Annotated in this window: 21 protein-coding genes; 8 read left to right on the top strand and 13 right to left on the bottom strand. The window is 30.6% G+C overall.

Annotated elements, in window-relative coordinates; translation table 11 throughout:
- Positions 1–10: 10 nt before the first annotated feature.
- The 3 genes from porW to AC1Q5Z_RS09560 form a co-directional block, all read right to left on the bottom strand.
- Complete coding sequence (gene porW, locus AC1Q5Z_RS09570) at positions 11–2,569, bottom strand: type IX secretion system periplasmic lipoprotein PorW/SprE (protein ID WP_492445128.1); 2,559 nt, start codon at positions 2,567–2,569, stop codon at positions 11–13.
- Positions 2,570–2,710: 141 nt separating this feature from the next.
- Positions 2,711–3,406 (bottom strand): ABC transporter ATP-binding protein, encoded by a 696-nt coding sequence (locus AC1Q5Z_RS09565; RefSeq protein WP_278019983.1) that lies wholly within the window; start codon positions 3,404–3,406, stop codon positions 2,711–2,713.
- A gap of 38 nt (positions 3,407–3,444) precedes the next feature.
- Positions 3,445–4,905 carry a DUF5687 family protein gene (locus tag AC1Q5Z_RS09560; RefSeq protein WP_492444518.1) on the bottom strand — a complete coding sequence of 487 codons (1,461 nt, stop codon included), beginning with the start codon at positions 4,903–4,905 and terminating at the stop codon, positions 3,445–3,447.
- A gap of 128 nt (positions 4,906–5,033) precedes the next feature.
- On the opposite strand from AC1Q5Z_RS09560, the gene AC1Q5Z_RS09555 reads away from it, so the two are divergent.
- The 3 genes from AC1Q5Z_RS09555 to AC1Q5Z_RS09545 all read left to right on the top strand — a co-directional run bounded on the left by AC1Q5Z_RS09555 (position 5,034) and on the right by AC1Q5Z_RS09545 (position 7,132).
- On the top strand, positions 5,034–6,086 hold the full coding sequence (locus tag AC1Q5Z_RS09555) for a 2Fe-2S iron-sulfur cluster-binding protein (protein WP_289058182.1): 1,053 nt from the start codon (positions 5,034–5,036) through the stop codon (positions 6,084–6,086).
- A 161-nt stretch (positions 6,087–6,247) separates the two neighbouring features.
- A complete protein-coding gene (locus tag AC1Q5Z_RS09550; protein ID WP_492444517.1) occupies positions 6,248–6,556 on the top strand; it encodes a hypothetical protein in 309 nt (102 codons plus the stop codon).
- 141 nt (positions 6,557–6,697) lie between these two features.
- A complete protein-coding gene (locus AC1Q5Z_RS09545; protein WP_343588898.1) occupies positions 6,698–7,132 on the top strand; it encodes a hypothetical protein in 435 nt (144 codons plus the stop codon).
- 208 nt (positions 7,133–7,340) lie between these two features.
- Here the strand turns inward: AC1Q5Z_RS09545 and AC1Q5Z_RS09540 are convergent, their stop codons facing one another.
- Both AC1Q5Z_RS09540 and AC1Q5Z_RS09535 read right to left on the bottom strand, forming a co-directional pair.
- Positions 7,341–8,351, bottom strand: a complete 1,011-nt coding sequence (locus AC1Q5Z_RS09540) for a glycosyltransferase family 9 protein (RefSeq protein ID WP_492444515.1) — start codon at positions 8,349–8,351, stop codon at positions 7,341–7,343.
- A 40-nt stretch (positions 8,352–8,391) separates the two neighbouring features.
- Positions 8,392–8,997: a DUF4254 domain-containing protein gene (locus tag AC1Q5Z_RS09535; RefSeq protein WP_198855044.1), complete on the bottom strand. Its 606-nt coding sequence runs from the start codon at positions 8,995–8,997 to the stop codon at positions 8,392–8,394.
- A 110-nt stretch (positions 8,998–9,107) separates the two neighbouring features.
- Here AC1Q5Z_RS09535 and upp point away from each other — a divergent pair, with 110 nt between their 5' ends.
- Complete coding sequence (upp, locus tag AC1Q5Z_RS09530; protein WP_492444512.1) at positions 9,108–9,761, top strand: uracil phosphoribosyltransferase; 654 nt, start codon at positions 9,108–9,110, stop codon at positions 9,759–9,761.
- Here upp and AC1Q5Z_RS09525 read toward each other — a convergent pair.
- A complete protein-coding gene (locus AC1Q5Z_RS09525) occupies positions 9,756–10,685 on the bottom strand; it encodes a DUF6427 family protein (protein WP_198855046.1) in 930 nt (309 codons plus the stop codon). The genes upp and AC1Q5Z_RS09525 overlap by 6 nt on opposite strands.
- Positions 10,686–10,826: 141 nt before the next feature.
- Between AC1Q5Z_RS09525 and AC1Q5Z_RS09520 the strand changes: the two genes are divergently transcribed.
- On the top strand, positions 10,827–11,057 hold the full coding sequence (locus tag AC1Q5Z_RS09520; RefSeq protein ID WP_198855047.1) for a DUF6341 family protein: 231 nt from the start codon (positions 10,827–10,829) through the stop codon (positions 11,055–11,057).
- A 42-nt stretch (positions 11,058–11,099) separates the two neighbouring features.
- Here AC1Q5Z_RS09520 and purD read toward each other — a convergent pair whose 3' ends face one another.
- Positions 11,100–12,374: a phosphoribosylamine--glycine ligase gene (gene purD / locus AC1Q5Z_RS09515; RefSeq protein ID WP_198855048.1), complete on the bottom strand. Its 1,275-nt coding sequence runs from the start codon at positions 12,372–12,374 to the stop codon at positions 11,100–11,102.
- Between the two features lie 135 nt (positions 12,375–12,509).
- On the opposite strand from purD, the gene AC1Q5Z_RS09510 reads away from it, so the two are divergent.
- Entirely contained in the window at positions 12,510–13,820 is a 1,311-nt protein-coding gene (locus AC1Q5Z_RS09510) for a phenylacetate--CoA ligase family protein (protein ID WP_343588900.1), read from the top strand.
- A 43-nt stretch (positions 13,821–13,863) separates the two neighbouring features.
- On the top strand, positions 13,864–14,391 hold the full coding sequence (locus AC1Q5Z_RS09505; protein ID WP_492444510.1) for an ORF6N domain-containing protein: 528 nt from the start codon (positions 13,864–13,866) through the stop codon (positions 14,389–14,391).
- Positions 14,392–14,679: 288 nt separating this feature from the next.
- Here AC1Q5Z_RS09505 and AC1Q5Z_RS09500 read toward each other — a convergent pair whose 3' ends face one another.
- The 4 genes from AC1Q5Z_RS09500 to AC1Q5Z_RS09485 all read right to left on the bottom strand — a co-directional run bounded on the left by AC1Q5Z_RS09500 (position 14,680) and on the right by AC1Q5Z_RS09485 (position 18,873).
- Positions 14,680–15,447 (bottom strand): glycosyltransferase family 2 protein, encoded by a 768-nt coding sequence (locus AC1Q5Z_RS09500; RefSeq protein ID WP_492444508.1) that lies wholly within the window; start codon positions 15,445–15,447, stop codon positions 14,680–14,682.
- A 75-nt stretch (positions 15,448–15,522) separates the two neighbouring features.
- Positions 15,523–16,506 (bottom strand): UDP-glucuronic acid decarboxylase family protein, encoded by a 984-nt coding sequence (locus tag AC1Q5Z_RS09495; protein ID WP_066033174.1) that lies wholly within the window; start codon positions 16,504–16,506, stop codon positions 15,523–15,525.
- A complete protein-coding gene (locus AC1Q5Z_RS09490) occupies positions 16,503–17,825 on the bottom strand; it encodes an O-antigen ligase family protein (protein WP_343588903.1) in 1,323 nt (440 codons plus the stop codon). The genes AC1Q5Z_RS09495 and AC1Q5Z_RS09490 overlap by 4 nt, the downstream gene beginning before the upstream one ends.
- Positions 17,785–18,873 (bottom strand): DUF1972 domain-containing protein, encoded by a 1,089-nt coding sequence (locus AC1Q5Z_RS09485; RefSeq protein WP_492444506.1) that lies wholly within the window; start codon positions 18,871–18,873, stop codon positions 17,785–17,787. Before AC1Q5Z_RS09485 ends, AC1Q5Z_RS09490 begins: the two co-directional genes overlap by 41 nt.
- 136 nt (positions 18,874–19,009) lie before the next feature.
- Between AC1Q5Z_RS09485 and AC1Q5Z_RS09480 the strand changes: the two genes are divergently transcribed.
- On the top strand, positions 19,010–19,786 hold the full coding sequence (locus AC1Q5Z_RS09480) for a 2OG-Fe(II) oxygenase (protein ID WP_198855056.1): 777 nt from the start codon (positions 19,010–19,012) through the stop codon (positions 19,784–19,786).
- Positions 19,787–19,792: 6 nt separating this feature from the next.
- On the opposite strand, the gene AC1Q5Z_RS09475 is transcribed toward AC1Q5Z_RS09480, so the two are convergent.
- Together AC1Q5Z_RS09475 and AC1Q5Z_RS09470 are read right to left on the bottom strand one after the other, a co-directional pair.
- Positions 19,793–20,908 (bottom strand): glycosyltransferase family 4 protein, encoded by a 1,116-nt coding sequence (locus AC1Q5Z_RS09475; RefSeq protein ID WP_492444504.1) that lies wholly within the window; start codon positions 20,906–20,908, stop codon positions 19,793–19,795.
- Positions 20,898–22,160, bottom strand: coding sequence for a hypothetical protein (locus AC1Q5Z_RS09470; protein WP_492444502.1), 1,263 nt, complete (start codon positions 22,158–22,160; stop codon positions 20,898–20,900). Before AC1Q5Z_RS09470 ends, AC1Q5Z_RS09475 begins: the two co-directional genes overlap by 11 nt.
- Position 22,161: the final 1 nt, after the last annotated feature.

Here is a 22,161-nt window from a genome sequence, read left to right as displayed (position 1 = left end):
CGGTTAAGATTTAAGGGATTTTTGGGCTAAGATATGTATCTAGATTTTTTTTAATTTGAACAATTTTATAATTGTCATTTGATATAATTATTGCTTGATCTGGGATTTTATATTTCTTATCATCTCTGAAAACTCCAGCAACATCATTTGCATAAGCCTCAGATTTTAAACCATGAATAACTACAAAACTTTCTGTTTTATTGTATTTATCCAATGATGTTGTCAATCTTTCGTAATTTTCAACTAATAAAAATACTCTAATTGCTTCTTCAATTCTTTTAACTGCCTTTGTATCGTTATTATTAACTCGATACACTATTTTCCAGTTTTTAGTGTCTGTTGTTGTAAAATTAAGTTTCTCTAAAATAGGAACCTGTTTTTCTAGAATTTCTCTTGCATTTTTACCTTCTTCACTATTCGGATAATTATCGGCTACATTCTCAAGTCCTTTTTTATAAGCTTCTAAACCATATACTTTTCCTTGAGCGTTAGCCTTTAGCAATTCGTATTTTGAAACAATATCATCTCCAGAATATTGGTTAATTAGATTGTCAATATTTGCCAAGACTTCGTTAAACTGTTCTTGCTCAAATAGTTTATACCATTTTTGATATTCTTTGTCTGGACTAGAATTTGGATCTTCTTCTTTATTGTTTAAAATATGAGCATATCTCGAATCTGGATATTTTGAAGATATCTCTGCTTTTATAGCTTCAGCTTTTGCTGGGTTTGTAATTTGATATATTTTGTATAAATTATACATTGATGGCAATACCAATTTTTCTTCAGGATTATTTTGAAGTAATTGTTCTAGCTTATCGCTTGCCAAATTATATTCTTTAAACTTCTCCTTATATATAAGTCCCAATTGATAGTATGAAAAGTTTCGTTCTTTACCAATGCTATCCATAGCTGTTTGCGAAGTTGGAAGCTGTTTTACATAATAGGCTACAGTATATTTTTCTGGTACAATGGTATCTTTTAATGCGTTAGCAACTTCTTTAGTTGCAATAGAATCATTCATCGCATCATTATTAATGGCTCTCATTCCTGCCAATCTCCAGTTTCCAGCCATAGTTCTGTTACCCCACATTTTTTTAAACTGTAGTTTTCCATAGGCTACGGTTGTAGGGTTATAAAAATAGAATGTACTTGCGTTATCATTTCCTCCAGGGGGCACGATCCCTTCTGGTTCCATTGATTTACCTAAAGATTGCGGGTTTACTGCTCCATTTCCTGGAATTCCCGATTGAGAATTTCGATCGATATTGGCTAATCGTTCTTTTTCTTTTTCTTCTAAAAGTCTTTTTTCTTCGTCTTTCTTTTTAAGCTTTGCAATATAACCTTCAAAATAATCTTTCTTTTCGCTTGGTGGCAAATTGTATACCTTAATAATACTATCGTTGCGTTTTGCGATAGCTTCGTATTTAATTACGTCATCAAGATTTTTTCTGTTTTTTTCTATAAAAGCAAATTCTCTGGTTTTAGGATCCAGTTTTACCAAAGTACTATCATAATACTTTGCTGCCATAGAATAATCAGTGTTTTTAAAATACATGTTTCCGATGTTTCTGTAAGCAGATGCCATCAAATAAGGATCTTTAGATTTTCTGCCTAAAGATTTATTGTAGAAGAATAATGCATTTTCCTGATCTTTCTTTTTATCATAATAAACTCCCATTTCATAAAAAAGAATATCATAATAAGGACGATTTTCACGATCAGTCACCAATTTATTAAATGTTTTTAAGAAAATCGTATCATTATCTTTCCCATAATCAAACATTTGTGCTTTTTTCGCGTAAGCGTGCATCATATACTTACGATCTGCTTTTCGGTTTAAATCAATAACAGCATCATAGAAATAAATGGCGCTGTCACGTTTTCCTTCTGCCTGATACATCTGACCAAGTATAAAACGATACCTTGCGCGTTCTTCATTCTTTCTTGTAAATTGTTCTGCAACTCTAAGTCTAGAAACAGCACTGTCTTTTTGTTCCAGATTAATAAAAGCTTCTGCCAAAAGAGCGTTGGCATCAGCATAGGTCTGTTTATCTAAATCTGTTTTTTTAAGTAAAATTTTAATATTCTTAAGAACAATTGCATCGTTTCCTAAACGCATATTGGTTTTTTCGCGCCAGATTTTTGCGGTATAAATATTATTACTTTCTGGATATTTGTATAAAATATAATTGAAAGCCTCAATTGCTGGAATGAAACGTTGGTCGTAATATCTCGCTTTTCCTAGCATAAGATATGCTTCGTCAATCTGCCAGTTTCTTTCTCTTCCTCCAATATTCATGGAGTGTTTCTGAATGGCTTTTGTAGCTTTGGTTTCTGCCTTTTCAAAGTCAGGATTTTTAGTTTTTTCTCCTTCAGAAAAATTTTCATCAAACTGCATTTTTTCAATTGGCAGTATCTTCCAAAAATTATCTTCGTTATTAGCCTGAATTGACTTTAAACCTTTTTCTAGACCAATTCCTCCATTATAAAGAATGTTATATTTTGTCCCAATCGAATGAGAGCTTCGAGCCAAAAAAGTATTTTTTTTGGTAGAACAAGCTATCAAAAAGAATAAAAAAACGAGAGTAAAACTATATTTAAGAGTATTCTTTTTCAATAGAAAAGAGTTTAAAACAGATAACTACTAAAAATTGGTTTTAGTATATTCACTTGTAAAAATACGCTTCTTTTTGAAATATAGAAATTCTTACACAGCAAAAAACAATTCTAGTTCTTGTAAGGTCTCTTTTGAGGTCTGAATATCTTTGACAATCTCCCCCTTATTAAGAGCAACAATACGATTACAAACCTCGACAGTATGTTGTAAATCATGGCTTGAAACTAAAACCGTTACGTTTGGATCATCGGCTAATTCTTTGATTATTTTTTTTAGTCGGCTCACCGTTGTTGGATCTAAATTTGCAAAAGGTTCGTCTAAAATTACAACTTCTGGATTACCAATAAGAGTAGCAATTATTCCCACTTTCTTTTGGTTTCCTTTTGATAAATCACGAAGATATTTTTTATTCTTTAAAATTTCTCCGTTAAAAAATTCCTCGTGTTTCGCCAGCAAAGCATCAATATCTGCTTTATTCTGATTTCGTAAATCTCCAATAAAATAAAAATATTCTTCTGGAGTTAAATATCCGATAAGAAAATTTTCATCTAAAAAAGATCCAGTAAAAGATTTCCAGTTTTCACTTGTATTCACCTGAATATCATTACTTTTTATATATCCTGTTGAAGGCTGGATTAGGTCTAAAAGCAAACTGAAGAAAGTTGTTTTTCCTGCTCCGTTATTTCCTACCAACCCAAAACTTTGTCCTTTTGGAATTTCTAGACTATTAATATTTAAAACTGTTGTTTTGTTATATGTTTTTGAAAGCTGATGTACTTGTATCATGGCAATGTTAGGTTTATTTTCTAATGGCAAATTATCAATTAACTCTTTTGTTTATAAGCACTTATTGTACTATATTTTTCTCTTTTGTATATCTTTTCTATTAATGAAAACACTTTTTCTTTGAAGATAAAACCCAAGATTCCTACTCCTGCAACTAAGGCTAATGCAACCGTTTTATCTGCATAATGCAAACCAAGCCAATATAATATCGATGGCAGAAATATTTTTGGCAATGACAATAACATTGCATTAACATTAAACACTTTTTTATCAGAAAAAGCACCGCCAGCATTACTTAAATCAATTGGCGTTTTGGTAAAAGCGCCACCCAAAAGCACTAAATGAGAATTGACTCCTATATTATAAATTGCTCCAACTACAACAATTAGATAAGTTTCCCAACCATATAAAAGATAAAAAGAAGCAAGTATTGTTGAAATGAAAGTTGCAATTACAACAAGCCACCATTTTGCAGTAATGTAACCTCTATACGGAATATTCTGCGTCATCATTAATTGATAGTATGAACTGTCCCAACTCGGTACAAATTGTCCGAATACAAATAGAAATCCACCCGAAACAAAAATTCCAGCAAAAATTTGCATAGCAGGCGGCTGATTCATGTTTCCGAAAAAAATCAATCCGTAGAATAAAAAGATAACACTCATTACTATAGTGGTTTTGGATCTTTTATTTCTTTTGATGAGTTTAATGTCATTTTTAAGAAAAGTTCCCAAAGTCCCGAACTGATTCAGCCACGAAAGATTTTCTGTAGAAGCAACATCTTGTTTTACAGAGAGTCCTGCATCGAGATATAAATTCTTTTCAAAGTATTTAAAAGTAAAATAATGCAGTGTTATTAATACTAGAATCGGAATCAAAAACAATCCGTCTATTTCATAAAAACTTTGAAAAAATGGCGTTGTAAACTTTGTAATATCAAATAATTGATAATATTGTGCACTTCCTAAAACTATAATCAATAATAGAAAAAGAGCAAATAATCTGTCAATATTACTCAAAATAATATTTAGGAAATTGTTGATATAAATAATAGACATTACACCCACATGCCAATAAATAATCTGAACAACATCATATCCGTTTAAAATTAGAACAACAGTAAATGGAACAAAAAATAAGGCATGTATCCAATTAAAAAAAGATAAAATCGTTTTGCCTAAAGAAAAATGAACAATGGTCCTTTTTTTTAAAGGAAGAACCAGCAAAGGTTTGATATTTAGAACAGGAATTGACTGTAATAACAATCGAATCATTAAATCCGCCAGAAAATAATAAATCAGAAATTTGTTTAAAGTCACCAATGGTTCCAATTTCATTTCTTTAAGCATATAAAATGCTCCAACTCCCATACCAATAAAAATTAAAGAAAAATAGATCATCAAAAAACCTATTACAATTTTCATTGCCAGATTTTTACCGAAAGATGCCGATCTAGTAAAAGCCTTCCATTCGAGATAAATAAACTTCTTAATCATGGTTTATGGTTTAAGTATTTTTGTAGTAAGAGCCCAAATGTAGGAAAACGTTACAAAAAAAGTTAAAAAAAATAATTTCGTGCTAAAATTTTAATAGTGGTTTGCTACTTTTGCATAAAAATTCTATCATGCCTTCATTCTTAAAACTTATAATTAAAGAGGTTAAAAGAGAAACTGCAGATGCTGTTTCTATTCTTTTTAATGTTCCTGAAGAACTAAAATCTGACTATAAATTTATAGCAGGTCAATATATAAATTTAAAATTAACTCTTGACAACCAAGAAATTAGACGTGCATATTCTATTTGCTCTGCACCAGACAGCGGCGAATTACGAATTGCTGTAAAAGCAGTAAAAAATGGTCTTTTTTCTCAGTTTGCCAATACTACATTAAAAGCAGGAGATGTTCTTGAAGTAGGCCAGCCAGAAGGTAAATTTACTTTTGAACCAGATGCTGAAAGACAAAAGAACTATGCAGCATTTGCTGCAGGAAGCGGAATTACTCCGGTTCTTTCTATCATAAAATCAGTTTTAAAGAATGAGCCAAAAAGCTCATTTGTATTGGTTTACGGAAACAAAACTCCTGAAAGTACAATCTTTCATCAAGAGCTTCACGATTTGCAATTGCAATATGTAGGAAGATTTTTTGTGCATAATGTATACAGCCAAGCAAAAGCTGAAAATGCTTTATTTGGACGAATTGAAAAATCGGCTGTTAATTTTGTTTTAAACAACAAACACAAAGAACTTCAATTTGATAAATTTTTCCTTTGCGGGCCAGAAGAAATGATTAATACTGTTTCTAATGTTTTAAAAGAGAAAAACGTAAAAGAATCTGCTATTAAATTTGAGTTGTTTACATCTTCTTCTGAAGAGCACGAAATTCAAGGTTCTCAAGAAGGCCACACAAAAATTACTGTTTTAGTAGACGATGAAGAGACTACTTTTGAAATGTCTAAAAAACAAACAATTCTTGACGCAGCTCTAAAACAAGGTGTCGACGCTCCTTATTCTTGCCAAGGCGGAATTTGTAGTAGTTGTTTAGGACGCGTTACAAAAGGAACCGCAGAAATGACGAAAAATTCTATTTTAACAGATGGAGAAATTGCTGAAGGTTTAATTTTAACATGTCAAGCGCATCCAACATCAGAAACTATTTATGTAGATTACGACGACGTCTAGTCGTATTAAATTCCAATATCAAAAATTCCAACTTCCAACTTTACAATTGGAGTTTGGAATTTTTTTTGTTTAATTGCGTTTCTACTCTTTGTCAAAGTTTAAAACTTTGACAAAGATGTAACTTGGAATTTGGAATTTAAAAAATTGAAAATTAATTGTTTATGAAATCTGTACGAGAAATTTTTAGAAATAAAGAATATCTTCTGGACGAACCAGAAGTTATGAAGCTCGTTGATTACTGTGAAGAACTTCAGGATGAAATTGTTGAATTAAAATTTCAAAAAACGGACAATAAAGAACTTGCCTTGCTCGACATGATTAAAGAAGTTATAAAAGGATGCGATAGCATTGAAAGAGAACAAATGGAACACGAACGCTATAGTTATGACGCACCGAATTATCAGGAAACCATTGCAAATCTAAAAAGCTATATTTATCAACGTTGTCGTGATGAAAAGATTTGGCTCTAATTGAAATAAAAGCAAAATTTTATCAAAATATTGCCGAATTTTTAGTAAATTAGAGGTAAAATTATAGCAATCTCAATCTCATTGTTTTGAGATTTTACAGAGCTACATCAAATTTGTCAAACATTTAAAAAATTAAATATCATGACAGCTCACGTACAACACTTTCATCTCTATCTATTTATTATGCTGGTTGTAACTGCTTCGCTGTGCGTTCTGGCGGTTATTATAAAAATGAAAAACAGAAAAGGCCCTAAGTTGCTTGAAAGAGAAAAGTACAATTCAACTTTGACCGACAAAATGATAGAAGTAAAAAAGACCGATTCGAATGTTTTTAATATTTGGCCTTATGTAAGCAGACTTAAATCGGCTAAAATTTTATCCAAAAAAATTAAAGATCAAGACTTAATCTATAAAGTTTATAGAGATCCATCTCAAAAATTTGAGCATATTCTATTGTCAACTGAAGATAAAAATAACTTTGTTTCCATTATAGTAAACAAAAAAAGAAAAAAAACAATAGGATATTCTTTCCTCGATTCTAATGAAAATTATGATTTAAGCAAAAATATTGCTTAAATCATTGTTAATCGCAAATACCCCAGCGGGGTAAAATATTTATAGAATCACAATAAAACAAAAGAAAAAAGCTCCAGCGGAGCGACATGTTTTTTTATAATAATGTCGCTCCGCTGGAGCTTTAATATTGTAGACGCATATTTTACTATAAATATTTCGCTTCTCCGAAGCTTATAAAAAGTGACGTCTTCTAGTTTATTCTAATCCTTCATGAAAGTTGCTCTACAACCTTGTCAACAACCTGCTGTGGTAAAATTGTTCTCATGGCATCTTCATATCCTTCGACAATTTTGTTTCCATAAACTGAAGTTGGTAATTTTGGATATTGATTTCGGTCTGAAGTTAAAGCATCTACCATCTTCTGGTTAAACGGTAAAAATCCTGCATAAGGATGTGTCGCACCCCAAAGCGTAACTACTTTTACACCCAACATTGCTGCGATATGTGCATTTCCGGAATCCATAGAAAGCATCACATCAAGATTGCTGATTAATTGTAATTCCTGCTGAAATTTAATTTTTCCAGCCATATTAATTACATTTTCAAATGGTTGGGCAAGAGAATCTAAAATTTCGATTTCCTTCTTTCCTCCACCAAAAAGTAAAATCGTCTGATCTTTATTTTCGGCCAATTTTGCAATTACTTCCTGCATTAAATCAAGAGGATAAACTTTAGAATCGTATTGAGCAAAAGGCGCAATTCCAATTAATTTTCGATAATCGTGTCCAATTAAATCGTTAATTTCTGCGCTTAAATCTGCTTTTTTAGGAAACTCCGGATGAGACAAATCAATAGAAAAACCAAGTTCTTGAAATACTTTTACATGTCTTTCAAACATGGTTGGCAATTGCTTGAAAATCTTATTTTCAGCACGTGTTAACTCTTTTTTACCTTCTCTTCCTTTATCAACAGTTGCTCTTTTTTTTCCGCTTAAAGCGAAAAGCAAACTCACGACCTTAGATCTCAAAACATTATGAAGATCAGCAAATGCATCAATCTTCAGTTTTTTTATATCACTATATAAGCGTAAAAGCCCAGGAAATCCTTTGTGTCTTTCTTTTTCATCAAAAGCAAAAAACTCAAGATTAGGAATTCCGTCAAAAAAAGGTTTGAAAAATGGACGAGAAATAACGGTCAGTTTTACCGTTGGATATTGTTTTACAAAAGCTCGTAAAACAGGAACCGTCATGGCGACATCTCCCATTGCGGATAGTCTCATGACGGCTATATGCTTAATTTTGCTAGACAAGTCTGCCAAATTATTTTTTATTTTGATATAAAACTGGGTTCAAATCGTCGTCGTTGTACATTTTCATTTGTTTGTAAACTTTCATGAATTTGTCACCGTTTTCGATATCTGTCAATAATTCTTCAATTGCTGTAGATAAATCTGTTCTTTGCTCTAAAAGAATATTTAATTTTTCCTGACATTTATCTCTATGTTCCTGAGAAGCTTCAGCACGATTAGCTTCTTCATGCATGTGATAAATTTTTAAAGCCAAAATAGATAATCTGTCAAAAGCCCAAGCTGGACTTTCAGAATTGATTTTTGCTCCTTCTTTTACTTTTACATCGCTATATTTCTGTAAAAAGTAGCTATCAATATATTCCACCATATCAGTACGTTCCTGATTTGATGCATCAATTCTTCTTTTTAAAGTTAATGCCGCAACTGGATCAATCTGTGGATCACGAATAATATCTTCAAAATGCCATTGAACAGTGTCAATCCAATTTTTTAAATATAACAAATGCTCGAACTTATCTTTTGGATAAGGATTATTGATCGGCTGATCTACATTATCAAACTGGTGATAATCTTTGATGCTTTGCTCGAAAACAGAATATGCTAATTTTGAAAACATGTTTTTATTTTTTTATGAAACAAAGATACTTTTTATACTTTTATACTTTGAAAAAAAACATTAATTTTTCAATTATTCCTAATAAACAATTGATCTTCTAAAAAAATATTATGAAAATCCATTATATCTCTGAGAACAACAGTGTATTAAATCATTTTTTAAGTCAGATCCGAAATGTAAAGGTTCAAAACGACAGTATGCGTTTTCGTCGAAATATTGAACGTATTGGAGAAATCATGGCTTATGAATTGAGTAAAATTTTACCTTACAAAGAAGTTGAAATTCAAACGCCTTTAGGAATTAAAAAGACGACAGAAATTGATGCAAATTTGGTACTATGTCCAATTTTAAGAGCTGGATTGCCTCTACATAATGGTTTTCTAAATTATTTTGATCATGCAGAAAGTAGCTTTGTTTCTGCCTGCAGATATCATCCAAATAATGACGATGAATTTGAAATTCGAGTTGAATATCAGGCAATTTCTGACTTAAATAATAAAACAGTCCTTCTTCTTGATCCAATGTTGGCCACTGGACAATCAATTGTTGCCGTTCATGAAAAATTAATAGAAAATGCTACTCCAACAGAAATTCATATTGTTGTTGTTATTGCAGCTCCAGAAGGAATTGATCACCTTGAAAAAAATCTTCCAGAAAACTGTCATCTATGGGTTGCCTCTCTAGACGAAAAACTAAATGAGAAAAACTACATTGTTCCTGGACTTGGAGATGCTGGCGATCTTGCTTACGGAAGTAAATTATAATTGAGAGAAAAAAGTAAATAAACTACACACAATCAGAGTATAATAAACAATCTCGTTATTAAGTTTCTGTTGCATGTATTCTACATGACTTGTTGCCATTATCGTTAATGGTGCAATACTGAATAATAATAAATCATTGCTTTTATTTGGCGAAATGATATAAACAAAAGCAGCTATAAAAAAACAAGCTACAACTTTCTTGTACGAAGAATGTACAATTTGAGGCCTGTTTGATAGCGTCATTAGCATCGAAGTAACAAAAAATAACGCTACAGCGGTGTAAATTGAAAGTGCTGCGTTTTCGTAATTATTTTTAAAATAATCTATTCTAAAATCGATTACAGCTTTTTCTTGGATGAAAGCTATTGCATCAATATTTAAAATTAATGATGTCATATAGAATAAAATAGTTACGGCCAAAAGCGCTATAAAAGGCAGAACCCAGTTTCTATAATCTCTTGAAACATGAAAAATAATAGATATATAAACTAAAATTATAAAGAGAATACTCCAAAATTGAAATAAAGAAGCTACAAAAATCCAAAATGCGGCATCAAATATTTTTTCTTTTGATGCTTTAAGAGATTGCAATGAAATTAATCTTCGAAGTGCCAATAAAATGAAAAAATTGGCATAGATAACATTTGAGTTATTAAAAATCGTTGGGAAAAATAAAATAAACAATAAGTAAAAAAGTATCGAGTAACCGTTGTCTTTACTGAGTCCGTTCTTTTTTACAATGAAATTAATCATAAAAAAAGAAGCCAAAATAAAGCATAACAAACTCACTTTTTGAAACGCCAAAAAATAAGAAGTAACCCAAGATGGGTCTTTAATTTGGAACATAAAAAAGAAAACCAGTATTAAAATTACAACCAATGAATAATTTAATGGCGTAGATTTTTTAAAAACACTTGTTATCATAAGGATATTTTATACTTTTGTGATTGTAAAGATAATACTTGTTTAAAAGGAAAGACCTAACAAGTTGAAAAAAGATTTGGTTCGCCGAATTTTATCTTCAAGGCATTACACAACAATAAATAACATATAATTTTTAAAATTATGACAGCTTTTTTTGAAGGAATTCAATACCTATTCGTTAACATTTTGTTTGCTCCTCTTGACTTTTTACGTCATTTAGAATTAAAAACATGGTTTGGTGCAAATACTATTAACTGGATTTTTATGATCATCTGTGCATGCGCAATCGTTTATTGGATTAAACAATTACGTATTTTTGATGACGCTGGAACAGAAAACCAAGATACAACGGCTCATTCATTTTTAAAATAAAAAACCAAACCCTTTAATTAAAAAGGGCTGGTGAATTTATTTTTAGATTAAATCGAAACCGATATCTTTTCTAAAATACATCTTATCAAAGCTTAGTTTATCTATGTTTTGATAAGATTTTTTTATGGCCTCTTGGAAATTATCTCCGTAAGATGTCACAGCAATTACACGTCCTCCGTTAGTAACGACATTTTCGCCATCTAATTTTGTTCCCGCATGAAAAACTATAGAATCTTCAATATTTTCTAAACCAGAAATTACTTTTCCTTTTTCGAAATCTTCAGGATATCCGCCAGAAACTACCATTACAGTTGTTGCACTTCTTGGATCAACTTCTAAATTAAAGTCTCCTAATTTCTGATCTGCAACAGACAAGAATAATTCAACCAAATCAGATTTTAATCTCGGAACCACAACTTCAGTTTCAGGATCTCCCATTCTTACGTTGTATTCAATAACGATTGGTTCGTTTTTAACATTGATTAAACCAATAAAAACAAAACCTTTATATTCGATTCCGTCTTTTTGGAAACCTTCGATTGTTGGTTTTACAATACGAGTTTCAATTTTTTCCATCAAAACAGCATCAACATAAGGAACTGGAGAAACTGCTCCCATTCCGCCTGTGTTTAAACCTGTATCTCCTTCTCCAATTCTTTTATAATCTTTTGCAGTTGGAAGAATTTTATAGCTTTTTCCGTCAGTTAAAACGAAACAGCTTAATTCAATCCCGTCCAAGAATTCTTCAATAACCACTTTTGAACTTGCTGTTCCAAATTTTGCATGAACCAACATGTTTCTTAATTCCGTTTTGGCTTCTTCAAGATCTTGAATGATCAAAACACCTTTTCCAGCTGCTAATCCGTCTGCTTTTAAAACATAAGGAGGCTGTAAAGTTTCTAAAAACTCACATCCTTTTTCAACTGTTTCAGCTGTGAAACTGTCATAAGCTGCAGTTGGAATGTTATGTTTCATCAAGAATTCTTTTGCAAATTCTTTACTTCCTTCTAATTGCGCACCTAATTGAGATGGCCCGATAACCGGAATATGTTTTAAACTTTCATCGTTTTTAAAATAATCGTAAATACCTTTTACCAACGGATCTTCTGGTCCTACGACTACTAAACTTATATTTTCTTTAAGTACTAATGCTTTCACTGCTTCAAAATCAGTTGCAGATATTGCAACGTTTTCAGCAATTGCAGCAGTTCCTGCATTTCCAGGTACTACAAAAAGTTTTTCGCAAAGCGGACTCTGTGTCATTTTCCATGCAAAAGCATGCTCTCTTCCGCCTGATCCCAATAATAAAATTGTCATGGTGTTGTTGTATTTAGTTGTGGTGCAAAAATACTTGCTTTTGCACGTAAAAAATAATTAAATCTTCAAAAAATTGTTGGTTCTACATTGTTAGTAATTCCTAAACCTTATTTTTGACGAAAATTTTTCTGAAAAATGATTCGCCTTTTTGATATTTCCCTTCAATTAAATGGTTTTCCGATAAAGAAAGCTAAAGCCGAATTGGATAAAATTGTTCATTTTTCTGAAGAAGAATTTACGGTTTTTCTCGAAAACAAAAAGAAGGAAATTGTTGATTTTCATCTTAAAAACAATTCTTTTTATGCAGCATTAGCTGGAAATGTAACTGCCGAAAATTGGGATAATCTTCCGATTTTAAACAAACAGAATTTACAAAAACCTCTTGAAGAAAGACTTTCAAAAGGTTATTCTAAAAAATCTGTTTATCTCAACAAAACCTCTGGATCAAGCGGAACTCCTTTTGTTTTTGCCAAAGACAAATATTCACATGCCTTGACTTGGGCTTCCAATATTATGCGATTTGGCTGGTTCGGAATTGATTTTAATCATTCGTATCAAGCTCGTTTTTACGGAATTCCAATGGATTTTATTGGCAATCAAAAAGAACGTTTCAAGGATTTTTTGACACATCGATTTCGTTTTCCCGTTTTTGATTTATCTGATGAAGTTCTAGAAAAATTTTTTCAAAAATTCAAAGCAAAAAAATTCGATTACCTCAACGGTTATACAAGTTCTATTGTTTTATTTGCCAAATTTTTACAACAAAAAAATATCGTTTTAAATGAAATTTGTCCAACTTTAAAAGCTTGTTTTGTCACTTCGGAAATGCTCTTTGAAGCGGATAAAAAACTGTTAGAAAAACAATTCGGCATTCCGATTATTAGCGAATACGGCGCTTCTGAATTGGATTTGATTGCTTTTGAAAATCCGCAAGGCGAATGGCAAGTAAATGCAGAAACTTTGTTTGTAGAAATTTTAGATGAAAACAATAATCCTGTTCCACATGGAACAGAAGGAAAAATTGTGATTACTTCTTTATTCAACAAAGCAAATCCTTTCATTCGATATGAAATTGGCGATATTGGAATTTTGGATGAAAAAAGTACACCTCAAAAACCAATTCTTAAAAAACTTATCGGCAGAACAAATGATGTTGCGATTCTTCCAAGTGGGAAAAAATCACCAGGCTTGACCTTTTATTATGTAACTAAAAGCATCATTGAAGATGATGGAAACGTCAAAGAATTTATCATCAAACAAACTAAAATTGATACTTTTGAAATTAAATATGTAGCTGAAAAAGAACTGGTTTCAGAACAAATTCAAAAAATAAAAGAAGCAATCGATTTATATTTGGAACCCAATTTACACTTCACTTTTACTCGAAAAACAGTTTTAGAAAGAACCAATCGCGGAAAACTAAAGCAGTTTAAATCTTATTTATAAATATAAATAAAATCTTACATTTGTTTTTTTTAATTAAAAGCCTATGGAAGATCAATCTTTACTTTCTGAAGAAACAATTTCTTATAAAATATATTTTATCCGCGGTCAAAAAGTGATACTTGATCGTGATTTGGCTTTCTTATATGGAGTAGAAACAAAGCGATTAAAGGAACAAGTTAAAAGGAATTTAAACCGCTTCCCGGAAGACTTTATGTTTGAACTTAGCAAAACGGAATTTGAAAAATGGAGGTCGCAATTTGCGACCTCCAATTCAGAAAAGATGAGTTTACGATATGCACCGATGGCTTTTACAGAACATGGCGTTATGATGCTTTCAAGTGTCCTAAAAAGCGACAAAGCCATTCAAACCAATATTCAAATTATGAGGATTTTTACGAAAGTGAGGCAAATGCTTTTGGATACAACCGAAATTAAAGTTGATATCCTACAGATTCAGAAGAAGTTAGAAAATCATGATAAAAATATTGAGTTGGTCTTTTCTTATTTAGATGAATTAACTGAGAAGAAAGAAAATGAATCTGAAAGAGTGAAGATTGGCTATAAAAAATAATTCTTTAAGGTCACAATTTGTGACCTTAGAAACTTGATGTCACAATTTGTGACATCAAGTTTATCTTTTATATTACGATTTGAAAAAATTGGAAGTCACAAATTGTGATTTCCAATTCTAAACAAAATTCTTTAAGGTCGCAAATTGCGACCTTAGAAATCGAAACGTACTATTAAAAAAAAAATTGGAGGCCACAATTTGTGACCTCCAATTCTAAGCGAAATTCTTCAAGGTCGCAAATTGCGACCTTGAAACTTGAAGTCACAATTTGTGACATCAAGTTGAATTTTAAACTTTCTTAATATATTTTGTTTTGATTATCAACTGAGTAAACAAAAACCTCATCATCAATAAAACAGAAAAAACGAGATTATACCTGTGAAATTCCCTGTAAACACCAAAATTATGTTTGATCAATTTAAATTTTGAAGATGAAACGGAATCTTTTCTAATTCTGTAAAAAGCTAAAGGTTCTGCGACTGGTTTTGCTATTTTAATTTGCTTTAAAATCGTTAGCCAAATTCTCCAATCCTGACGTTTTTGTGTGGTTTCCAGAATGATTTTTCCAAAATAATCTGCATCATAAATGGCTGTCAAATTGCCTACATAATTACAGAAAAATAATTCTTTATAAGTTAATGGATTTGGTGATTCAACCCTTCTGTTTAAATTGTTTCCTTCTTCATCAATAGAATCGTAAAAACTAAAAGTAAAGTGTAAATTATTTGTTTTTAGAAACTGAATTTGTCTTTCTAATTTCTCAGGAAACCATAAATCATCGGCATCTAAATAGGCAATATATTTTCCTGTGGCTTTTTCTAAAGCGGTGTTTCTGGCAAAACCATTTCCGCGATTTTCTGGTAATTTGAAGAGTTTTATTCGATTGTCATTTTTCGCAAACTCTTCAATTATTGCAACCGTTTTATCTGTTGAAGCATCATCAGCCAGAATCATTTCCCAATTACTATAAGTTTGATTTTGAACAGATTCAATTGTTTGTCTAATGAACTTTTCAGTATTATATGTTGGTACAATAATAGAAACTAATTCGTTCATCTACAACAGATTTATTTGGAGTTTAATTAAAAAACAGCCCGAATTCAATTGGAAATTCGAGCTGTTATAAAGTTTTTATTTGATATAACTAGAAAAATCTTTATGTTCTTCTTTTGCAAGCTCTTCCGGAGATAATGATTTGAAATACTCATAAGTAATTTTCATTCCTTCGGCACGACTTACTTTTGCTTCCCAGCCTAATAATTCCTTTGCTTTTGTTGTATCGGGCTGACGTTGTAATGGATCATTTATTGGCAACGGATGATAAACTACTTTTTGGTTTGTACCCGTAAGTTTTATGATTTCTTCTGCAAAATCTTTGATTGTGATTTCGTCAGGATTTCCAATATTTACTGGATATACATAATCAGAATGTAATAATCTGTAAATACCTTCGACTTGGTCGTCTACATAACAGAAAGAACGCGTTTGCATTCCGTCTCCAAAAATCGTTAAATCTTCGCCACGTAAAGCCTGTCCAATAAAAGCAGGAATTACACGACCATCGTTTAGTCGCATTCTTGGACCATATGTATTAAAAATACGTACGATTCTAGTTTCTACACCATGAAAAGTATGGTAAGCCATTGTGATTGATTCCTGAAAACGTTTTGCTTCGTCATAAACGCCACGCGGACCTATTGTATTTACGTTTCCGTAGTATTCTTCAGTTTGCGGATGTACTAAAGGGTCTCCATAAACTTCAGATGTTGATGCAATTAGAATTCTTGCTTTTTTAACTCTTGCCAATCCAAGCAAATTATGTGTTCCTAAAGATCCTACTTTTAAAGTCTGAATCGGAATTTTTAAATAATCAATCGGACTTGCTGGAGATGCAAAGTGCAATATATAATCTAAATCGCCAGGAACATGAACAAACTTAGTAATATCGTGATGATAAAATTCGAAGTTTTCTAATTTGAATAAATGTTCAATATTTTTAAGATCTCCTGTAATTAAATTATCCATTCCGATTACAAAGTAACCTTCCTTAATAAATCTGTCACATAAATGCGATCCTAAAAATCCTGCCGCTCCAGTAATAAGTATTCTTTTCATTTCATTATTTTCTGTTCATTACAATTATTTACCAAATTAAACATGCAGTAAAAAATTATAAAGAAAATTATTCCTCTTTGTCTACTCAAAAAAGATTCGGTCAAAAATAAGATTATCATTGTTACTGCGAAAGCAATATGTATAAAATCTTTATTGACAATTCCTTTTCTAATGGTAGCAAACAACATACTTACTACTATTAAAAAGCCAAATATTCCTAATTCTGAAAATATTTGAACATATTCATTATGAAAATTAAACTCTCCGTAATTCGGGTATAAGTTATGTTCTTTGACCTTTTCTTTTATTTTATTTTGCGAAGCATCTAATCCAAATCCTGTGAAAAAAATATTCTCTTCCTCAAGCATTTCTTTAAAAATTCTTATCTGAAAAAGTCTAAATGCTGTTCCTGGAAAAAAATCATTTTGTTGAAATTGATCTTGGTTCCACGCTTGTTTTAAACTAATATTATAGATTGGTCCCTGATTCTTTTCTATAGTTTTATTCAAAGATCCATCAACAAATATGGTTTCAAATTCAATCATAAATCGGTCTCTAACCGGTTTAATAAAAAGTACAGAACTTATAGAAACTATAATGACTGCCAATAATATTACTTTCTTTGTTTTTTTGGAAACAGGAGAGAAAAACGAATAATACATTATTGTCATTATTAAATCGACTACAATGATATTTTTAGATGACAATAAAAATATAAAGACAATAAGAATCGAAAGTCCTATTTTATCAACAATTGACTTTTCTTTTTTAGAAAGAAAGAAAAACATGGCTAATGAAGCAAAAACAGCCATATAAATCGCATTTAACTCTAAAGTAACTAGTTCATGATAGAAAAAGACTTCTTTGTTTCCAGAATTTATAAATTTTACGACCGCTCTTAAAATATAGAATACCGCAAAACCCGTTATGGCAAAACTGTACGATCTTAAAACCTTGTTTATATCGTTTCGATTTATTTTTGGTAAGCTGCAAAATGCTAGAGGAATCAATAAAAATAAAACTTCTTTTTGTAATCCTTTGATTGTCTCCTTGCTTCCAATAGTCCAAAAAAGTGACATCAGCATTAAAACATACAATAGAATTGGAAGCAACAAAACCTTAGGAAGTGAAAAATGTGTTTTTTTAAATTTGACTAAAGAAACCAATAAAAAAACAATGCAAGTTAAACTTCCTATCGAATGTTTTAACGGAAGGGTAATCAACATTGCGCTTAAAAGAAAAATTAGCAATGTTTTGTTCTGCCATAATTCATCGATTTTACTGAAGGCTTTTTTCAAATAATCTGAGGTACGATTCATTTATTTTATTCCAATTAAATTCTTGAACTATTGTATCGAAGTTATTCTGAACCATTTGGTTATTTTCTTTCCTATTTACCGTTTCGATCAGGCGTTTAACATCTGCTGCATAAAAAAAGTAAAATGCATTTTCTTGTAAAATTGCATGGTTAAATTTATTGTTGTGCGCTACAATTAATGCTTTTGCTGCCATAGCTTCTAGCAAAGATGGATTTGTCCCTCCTACAGAATGCCCATGAAAATAAAGATTAGAAAAATATCTCAAATTGTCTAAATGCTCTTTATTATAAATTCCTCCTATAAAACGTATATTCGAATAAGCATTAAATTTCTTTTTAAGATAATTTCCAAAACTATTATCGTTATTTCCTACGACCAATATGTCTTTATCATCTTTGCTATCAACAATTCCGTCTAAAATTATTTCGATGTTATTCTCAGGTTCAAAGCGCGCAATCAATAAGTTGTACTTGTTTTTTTCTACATTATATAATGAAAGTACTTCTTCATTTTCTTTAAGGAAAGGTTCAGCACCATAAGCAATGTAAGTTGCATCAATGCTATATTTCTCTTGCAGATATTGTTTAATGCCGATAGAATCTGCCACTATATAATCGCTGCTTTTCACTGCTTTCTTTTCGGCAAACTTTAGAAATTTTTGGGTATTGTACGAATATTTAGTTCTCTTCCACTCCAATCCATCCATATTGGTAATAATAACTGCTTTTTTGGGTAAGAGAAAAGACCATATAGAACTGCTTGTGTATCCTAATTGTAAAATAATATCAAAATTTCTCTTTCTAGAATCGAGAATACAATTCAAATCGTAAATAAATTGTCCAGCAGAACCTATTTTATTTTCAGGGTCATATTGATGAATAATATTTACTCCCTTGTAGTTCTTCTCTTGAAAAACATGATTATGGGAATTATAAACATAAACCTCATGTTTTTGTTGTACTAAATAGACAGCAAAAATTTCAGCAAATTGCTCAAAACCGCCATAATTATTAGGGATTCCTCTGGTACCAAGAATGGCTATTTTCATCTAAATTTTATCAATCTGAAATCAAAAATAGCAATTTTAAAATTCTTAATAATTTAATTACAAACAAATTCGTTTTTAATTAATGAATATTTAATTTAATTTCTACTTTTGTTTGGAAGCAGCTAAAATAGCACCTATGATTAATTTTGAATATCTGGAAAACCATTTAGATGATTTGCGTTTAAAATATTTAACTGCCAGACCATTTCCACATTTAATAATAGATGCCTTTTGTGAAGAAGAAAAATTACTAAAAGCCCATAAAAGCATTCCTGAACTCAACAATAAAAGCCGCGATTATTCTTTTGCAAATAATAAATTTGAAAAATCAAATTATAAAGAATTAGGCCCTGAATTGAATGAGCTTTATAATGATCTCTCGTCTGAAAGATTCAATAAAATCATATCGTACATAACATCAAAATCAATTTTTGTTGACCCAAAAAATCACGGCGGAGGATTACATCAGGGCAAGAAAAATAGTTTTCTAGATATGCACTTAGACTTTAATTACCATCCTATTAACAAAAATTGGTATCGAGAGTTAAACTTACTTTTGTATTTAAATAAAGATTGGAAACCAGAGTACAAAGGAGGTTTAAAAATTTGTGATTTAAGAACTGGTGAAGAAGCTGAACTAGATGTTCCTTTTAATCGTTTAATTATCCAACAATGCGCACCTTATACACTTCATGGATATGATATGACTAATTTTCCTGAAGGAAGCTATAGAACATCAATCGCAACATATGCCTATCAAATTCATAAAAAGCTAATTGAAAAACCACGTACAACAGATTGGTTTCCAAAAGAAGATGCTTCTTTTTTAAAAAAACAATTTGCAAAAAATTATAACTTTTTAGTGCAAACGAAGAATAAATTATTTGGAAGCAATACTGCTAAAAATCAGTAAATCAAATTATTTCGTTTTTGTTATAAGATGATATAAAATCTCTGCTGATTTTTTCCAGCTGTATTTTTCTTTAATGTCTTCTGCCATTCTTTCGAAATCTGAACCTAAGTTTTCGTTCAATATTTTTTGAAGTTTTATATTAAATTCAGCTTGATTATGAGGATCAAAATAAAAATCATTGAAAAAACTAAAATCGGACATTGCCGTTTTATTGGAGCAAATTGTCGGTATTTTTGCCGCTACTGATTCTAATGGTGGAATTCCGAAACCTTCTGCCATAGAAGGATAAACAGCTGCATTTGCTCCTCTTAACAATAATAACATGGTCTTAAAATCAATGTTTTTTAAAGTTATGATCTTCTTTTTTATTTCAGAATCTAGTTTGTTAAATACTTCAGTAAATTGAGGATTCTCTAAAGTATCATTTCCTAAAAAAAGAAGTTCATATTCTTTATATAATTCCATATTTAAAAAAGCTTTTAAAACCATTTGATGATTTTTTCTTGGCTCCCATCGGCTTACATAAATAATATACTTTTTTAATGAAAATTTTTTTGCGACTTCAGCCTTAATTGATTCTTTATCATATGCTTCAAAAAAGATTTCATCAATTGCATTTGGAGTAATCTCATAATTTGACATTACAAAATGCTGTCGGATTTTTTCTTTGGAATACTCTGAAACTGTTAATCTGATTTCTGACCATTTAGCACTTTGTTTATATAAAAACGTATTGATCATTTTACTAAAGAAAGAAAAATATTCTGGAAAATCGATAAACAATATATCGTGTGTTGTCACTATGTATTTACACCTTTTAAATGGTGAAACGGTATATTGAAAATGGGCAAAATCTATTTTATACTTTTTGATAATCTGCGGAACATCAATAAGTAATCTCAAATATTTGTTTTGATATTTATACTTCAAATAAGTAACATTTGAATGATTACCAAAAACAGCTGCCAAATTATCGGGATGAGAAGAGACCAGAAAAAAATGAAGATCTTGTTTTGTAATTAATTCAGAATATAAACCTTGTATATATGTTCTAGTTCCTTGAAAACCACTATCAAAAACATGGCAGTCAACAAAAATGCTGGTGGTGTTTTTAATACTCATTTTTTATTCTTTTTTGACTATTATGCTCTCTAATCATTACTTCTCTAAGAGCAATCAAGAATCCAATTATTATCGATTTATTGTCAAGTTTTAAGTACAATCCTAAAAATACCCAGTTTGATACTATCAAAAAAACGCTTGATCCTATTAATAAATAATTTATTGTTTGCACATTGTCAATATCCGATTTTTTTTGTCGGAACAAAACAACTAAAAAAGTCAATAGAAATAAAACGCCTAATATTCCCGATTTTAAAAACACTGTCATATACCCGTTGTGTACAATTGGAATATACTGAACATATTCGTGATCATTGGTCCATACTTTTCTTCCGAGATTTAATGTAGATCCTAAACCTTCTCCAAAAAATATTGCTCTATTTCCGTTTGCCGAAACTTGATTTACGGCAATTATATTCTCAAATGATCTATAATTGTCATTAAAATCTTTCCAATCATCCTTGTCGATTCGAGTTTTAAAAGCTTCTTTTGGAGCGATTTTTATTTTATATAAAAAGGCTTGGATTCCTCTTCCTTCTCTTTTCGGATTAATATAAACAATGGCTGCATAGCCGATAATCGCAGCCAGTACAATGGATAAAATTACTTTTAAAGATCTTTTATTAAAGGTTAAATATCCTTTTAAACCAACATATAAAATTACAAACTGAATTAAATTTGTACGTGCCAAATATAAAAAACTTGACAAGCCTATTGTTGCTATTAAAAATAATCTTTGATTCTTTGAAATTTCTAGTTTAAAGTCTTTATAGAAAATGAGAATAATTAGTATATAAATCTCATAATCACTAAAATACCCTCCACGATCTCTTAAAAGATTTACACTTAAAGTTCTAAATTCTATTACTGCAAAAAGCAACATTATTAAGTGTATAATAGAAATTGCTAATCCGGTATAAACCAATACTTTTAAAGCTAGTTTGCTACTAAATCTGCAGAGTTGATATCCTACTAATAATCCTAAAATAGGTTTAACCAAATACGTAAAATCTCTTATAAATAAAAAAGCGGTTGTTTTATTGAAAAAAGTAGAAACAATTGCAATTAAAAGTATGGACAAAAAAATGGCATTGTACTGAATTATCGTAAAAGAGTATTTTCTTTTAATTGTTATCAATAACGTTAAAGACCAAACTGCAAAAGTAAGTTCATAATTGGCAAACAAAGAAACCACAATGCAAAGCAAAAATAAAATCTGATAGGGAAAACTTTTATAAATCGTGATATTCATT

This window comes from Flavobacterium sp. GW823-FHT06G12 (assembly GCF_058794775.1).
Note: the sequence above shows the minus strand (reverse complement) of the source record. Positions and strands in the feature narration are given on the sequence as shown.

Excerpts from the sequence above, each read along its gene's own strand:
- AC1Q5Z_RS09565 (WP_278019983.1), bottom strand. The coding sequence starts at position 3,406 with ATGATACAAGTACATCAGCTTTCAAAAACATATAACAAAACAACAGTT.
- AC1Q5Z_RS09560 (WP_492444518.1), bottom strand. The coding sequence starts at position 4,905 with ATGATTAAGAAGTTTATTTATCTCGAATGGAAGGCTTTTACTAGATCG.
- AC1Q5Z_RS09555 (WP_289058182.1), top strand. The coding sequence starts at position 5,034 with ATGCCTTCATTCTTAAAACTTATAATTAAAGAGGTTAAAAGAGAAACT.
- AC1Q5Z_RS09550 (WP_492444517.1), top strand. The coding sequence starts at position 6,248 with ATGAAATCTGTACGAGAAATTTTTAGAAATAAAGAATATCTTCTGGAC.
- AC1Q5Z_RS09545 (WP_343588898.1), top strand. The coding sequence starts at position 6,698 with ATGACAGCTCACGTACAACACTTTCATCTCTATCTATTTATTATGCTG.
- AC1Q5Z_RS09540 (WP_492444515.1), bottom strand. The coding sequence starts at position 8,351 with ATGAGACTATCCGCAATGGGAGATGTCGCCATGACGGTTCCTGTTTTA.
- AC1Q5Z_RS09535 (WP_198855044.1), bottom strand. The coding sequence starts at position 8,997 with ATGTTTTCAAAATTAGCATATTCTGTTTTCGAGCAAAGCATCAAAGAT.
- upp (WP_492444512.1), top strand. The coding sequence starts at position 9,108 with ATGAAAATCCATTATATCTCTGAGAACAACAGTGTATTAAATCATTTT.
- AC1Q5Z_RS09525 (WP_198855046.1), bottom strand. The coding sequence starts at position 10,685 with ATGATAACAAGTGTTTTTAAAAAATCTACGCCATTAAATTATTCATTG.
- AC1Q5Z_RS09520 (WP_198855047.1), top strand. The coding sequence starts at position 10,827 with ATGACAGCTTTTTTTGAAGGAATTCAATACCTATTCGTTAACATTTTG.
- purD (WP_198855048.1), bottom strand. The coding sequence starts at position 12,374 with ATGACAATTTTATTATTGGGATCAGGCGGAAGAGAGCATGCTTTTGCA.
- AC1Q5Z_RS09510 (WP_343588900.1), top strand. The coding sequence starts at position 12,510 with ATGATTCGCCTTTTTGATATTTCCCTTCAATTAAATGGTTTTCCGATA.
- AC1Q5Z_RS09505 (WP_492444510.1), top strand. The coding sequence starts at position 13,864 with ATGGAAGATCAATCTTTACTTTCTGAAGAAACAATTTCTTATAAAATA.
- AC1Q5Z_RS09500 (WP_492444508.1), bottom strand. The coding sequence starts at position 15,447 with ATGAACGAATTAGTTTCTATTATTGTACCAACATATAATACTGAAAAG.
- AC1Q5Z_RS09495 (WP_066033174.1), bottom strand. The coding sequence starts at position 16,506 with ATGAAAAGAATACTTATTACTGGAGCGGCAGGATTTTTAGGATCGCAT.
- AC1Q5Z_RS09490 (WP_343588903.1), bottom strand. The coding sequence starts at position 17,825 with ATGAATCGTACCTCAGATTATTTGAAAAAAGCCTTCAGTAAAATCGAT.
- AC1Q5Z_RS09485 (WP_492444506.1), bottom strand. The coding sequence starts at position 18,873 with ATGAAAATAGCCATTCTTGGTACCAGAGGAATCCCTAATAATTATGGC.
- AC1Q5Z_RS09480 (WP_198855056.1), top strand. The coding sequence starts at position 19,010 with ATGATTAATTTTGAATATCTGGAAAACCATTTAGATGATTTGCGTTTA.
- AC1Q5Z_RS09475 (WP_492444504.1), bottom strand. The coding sequence starts at position 20,908 with ATGAGTATTAAAAACACCACCAGCATTTTTGTTGACTGCCATGTTTTT.
- AC1Q5Z_RS09470 (WP_492444502.1), bottom strand. The coding sequence starts at position 22,160 with ATGAATATCACGATTTATAAAAGTTTTCCCTATCAGATTTTATTTTTG.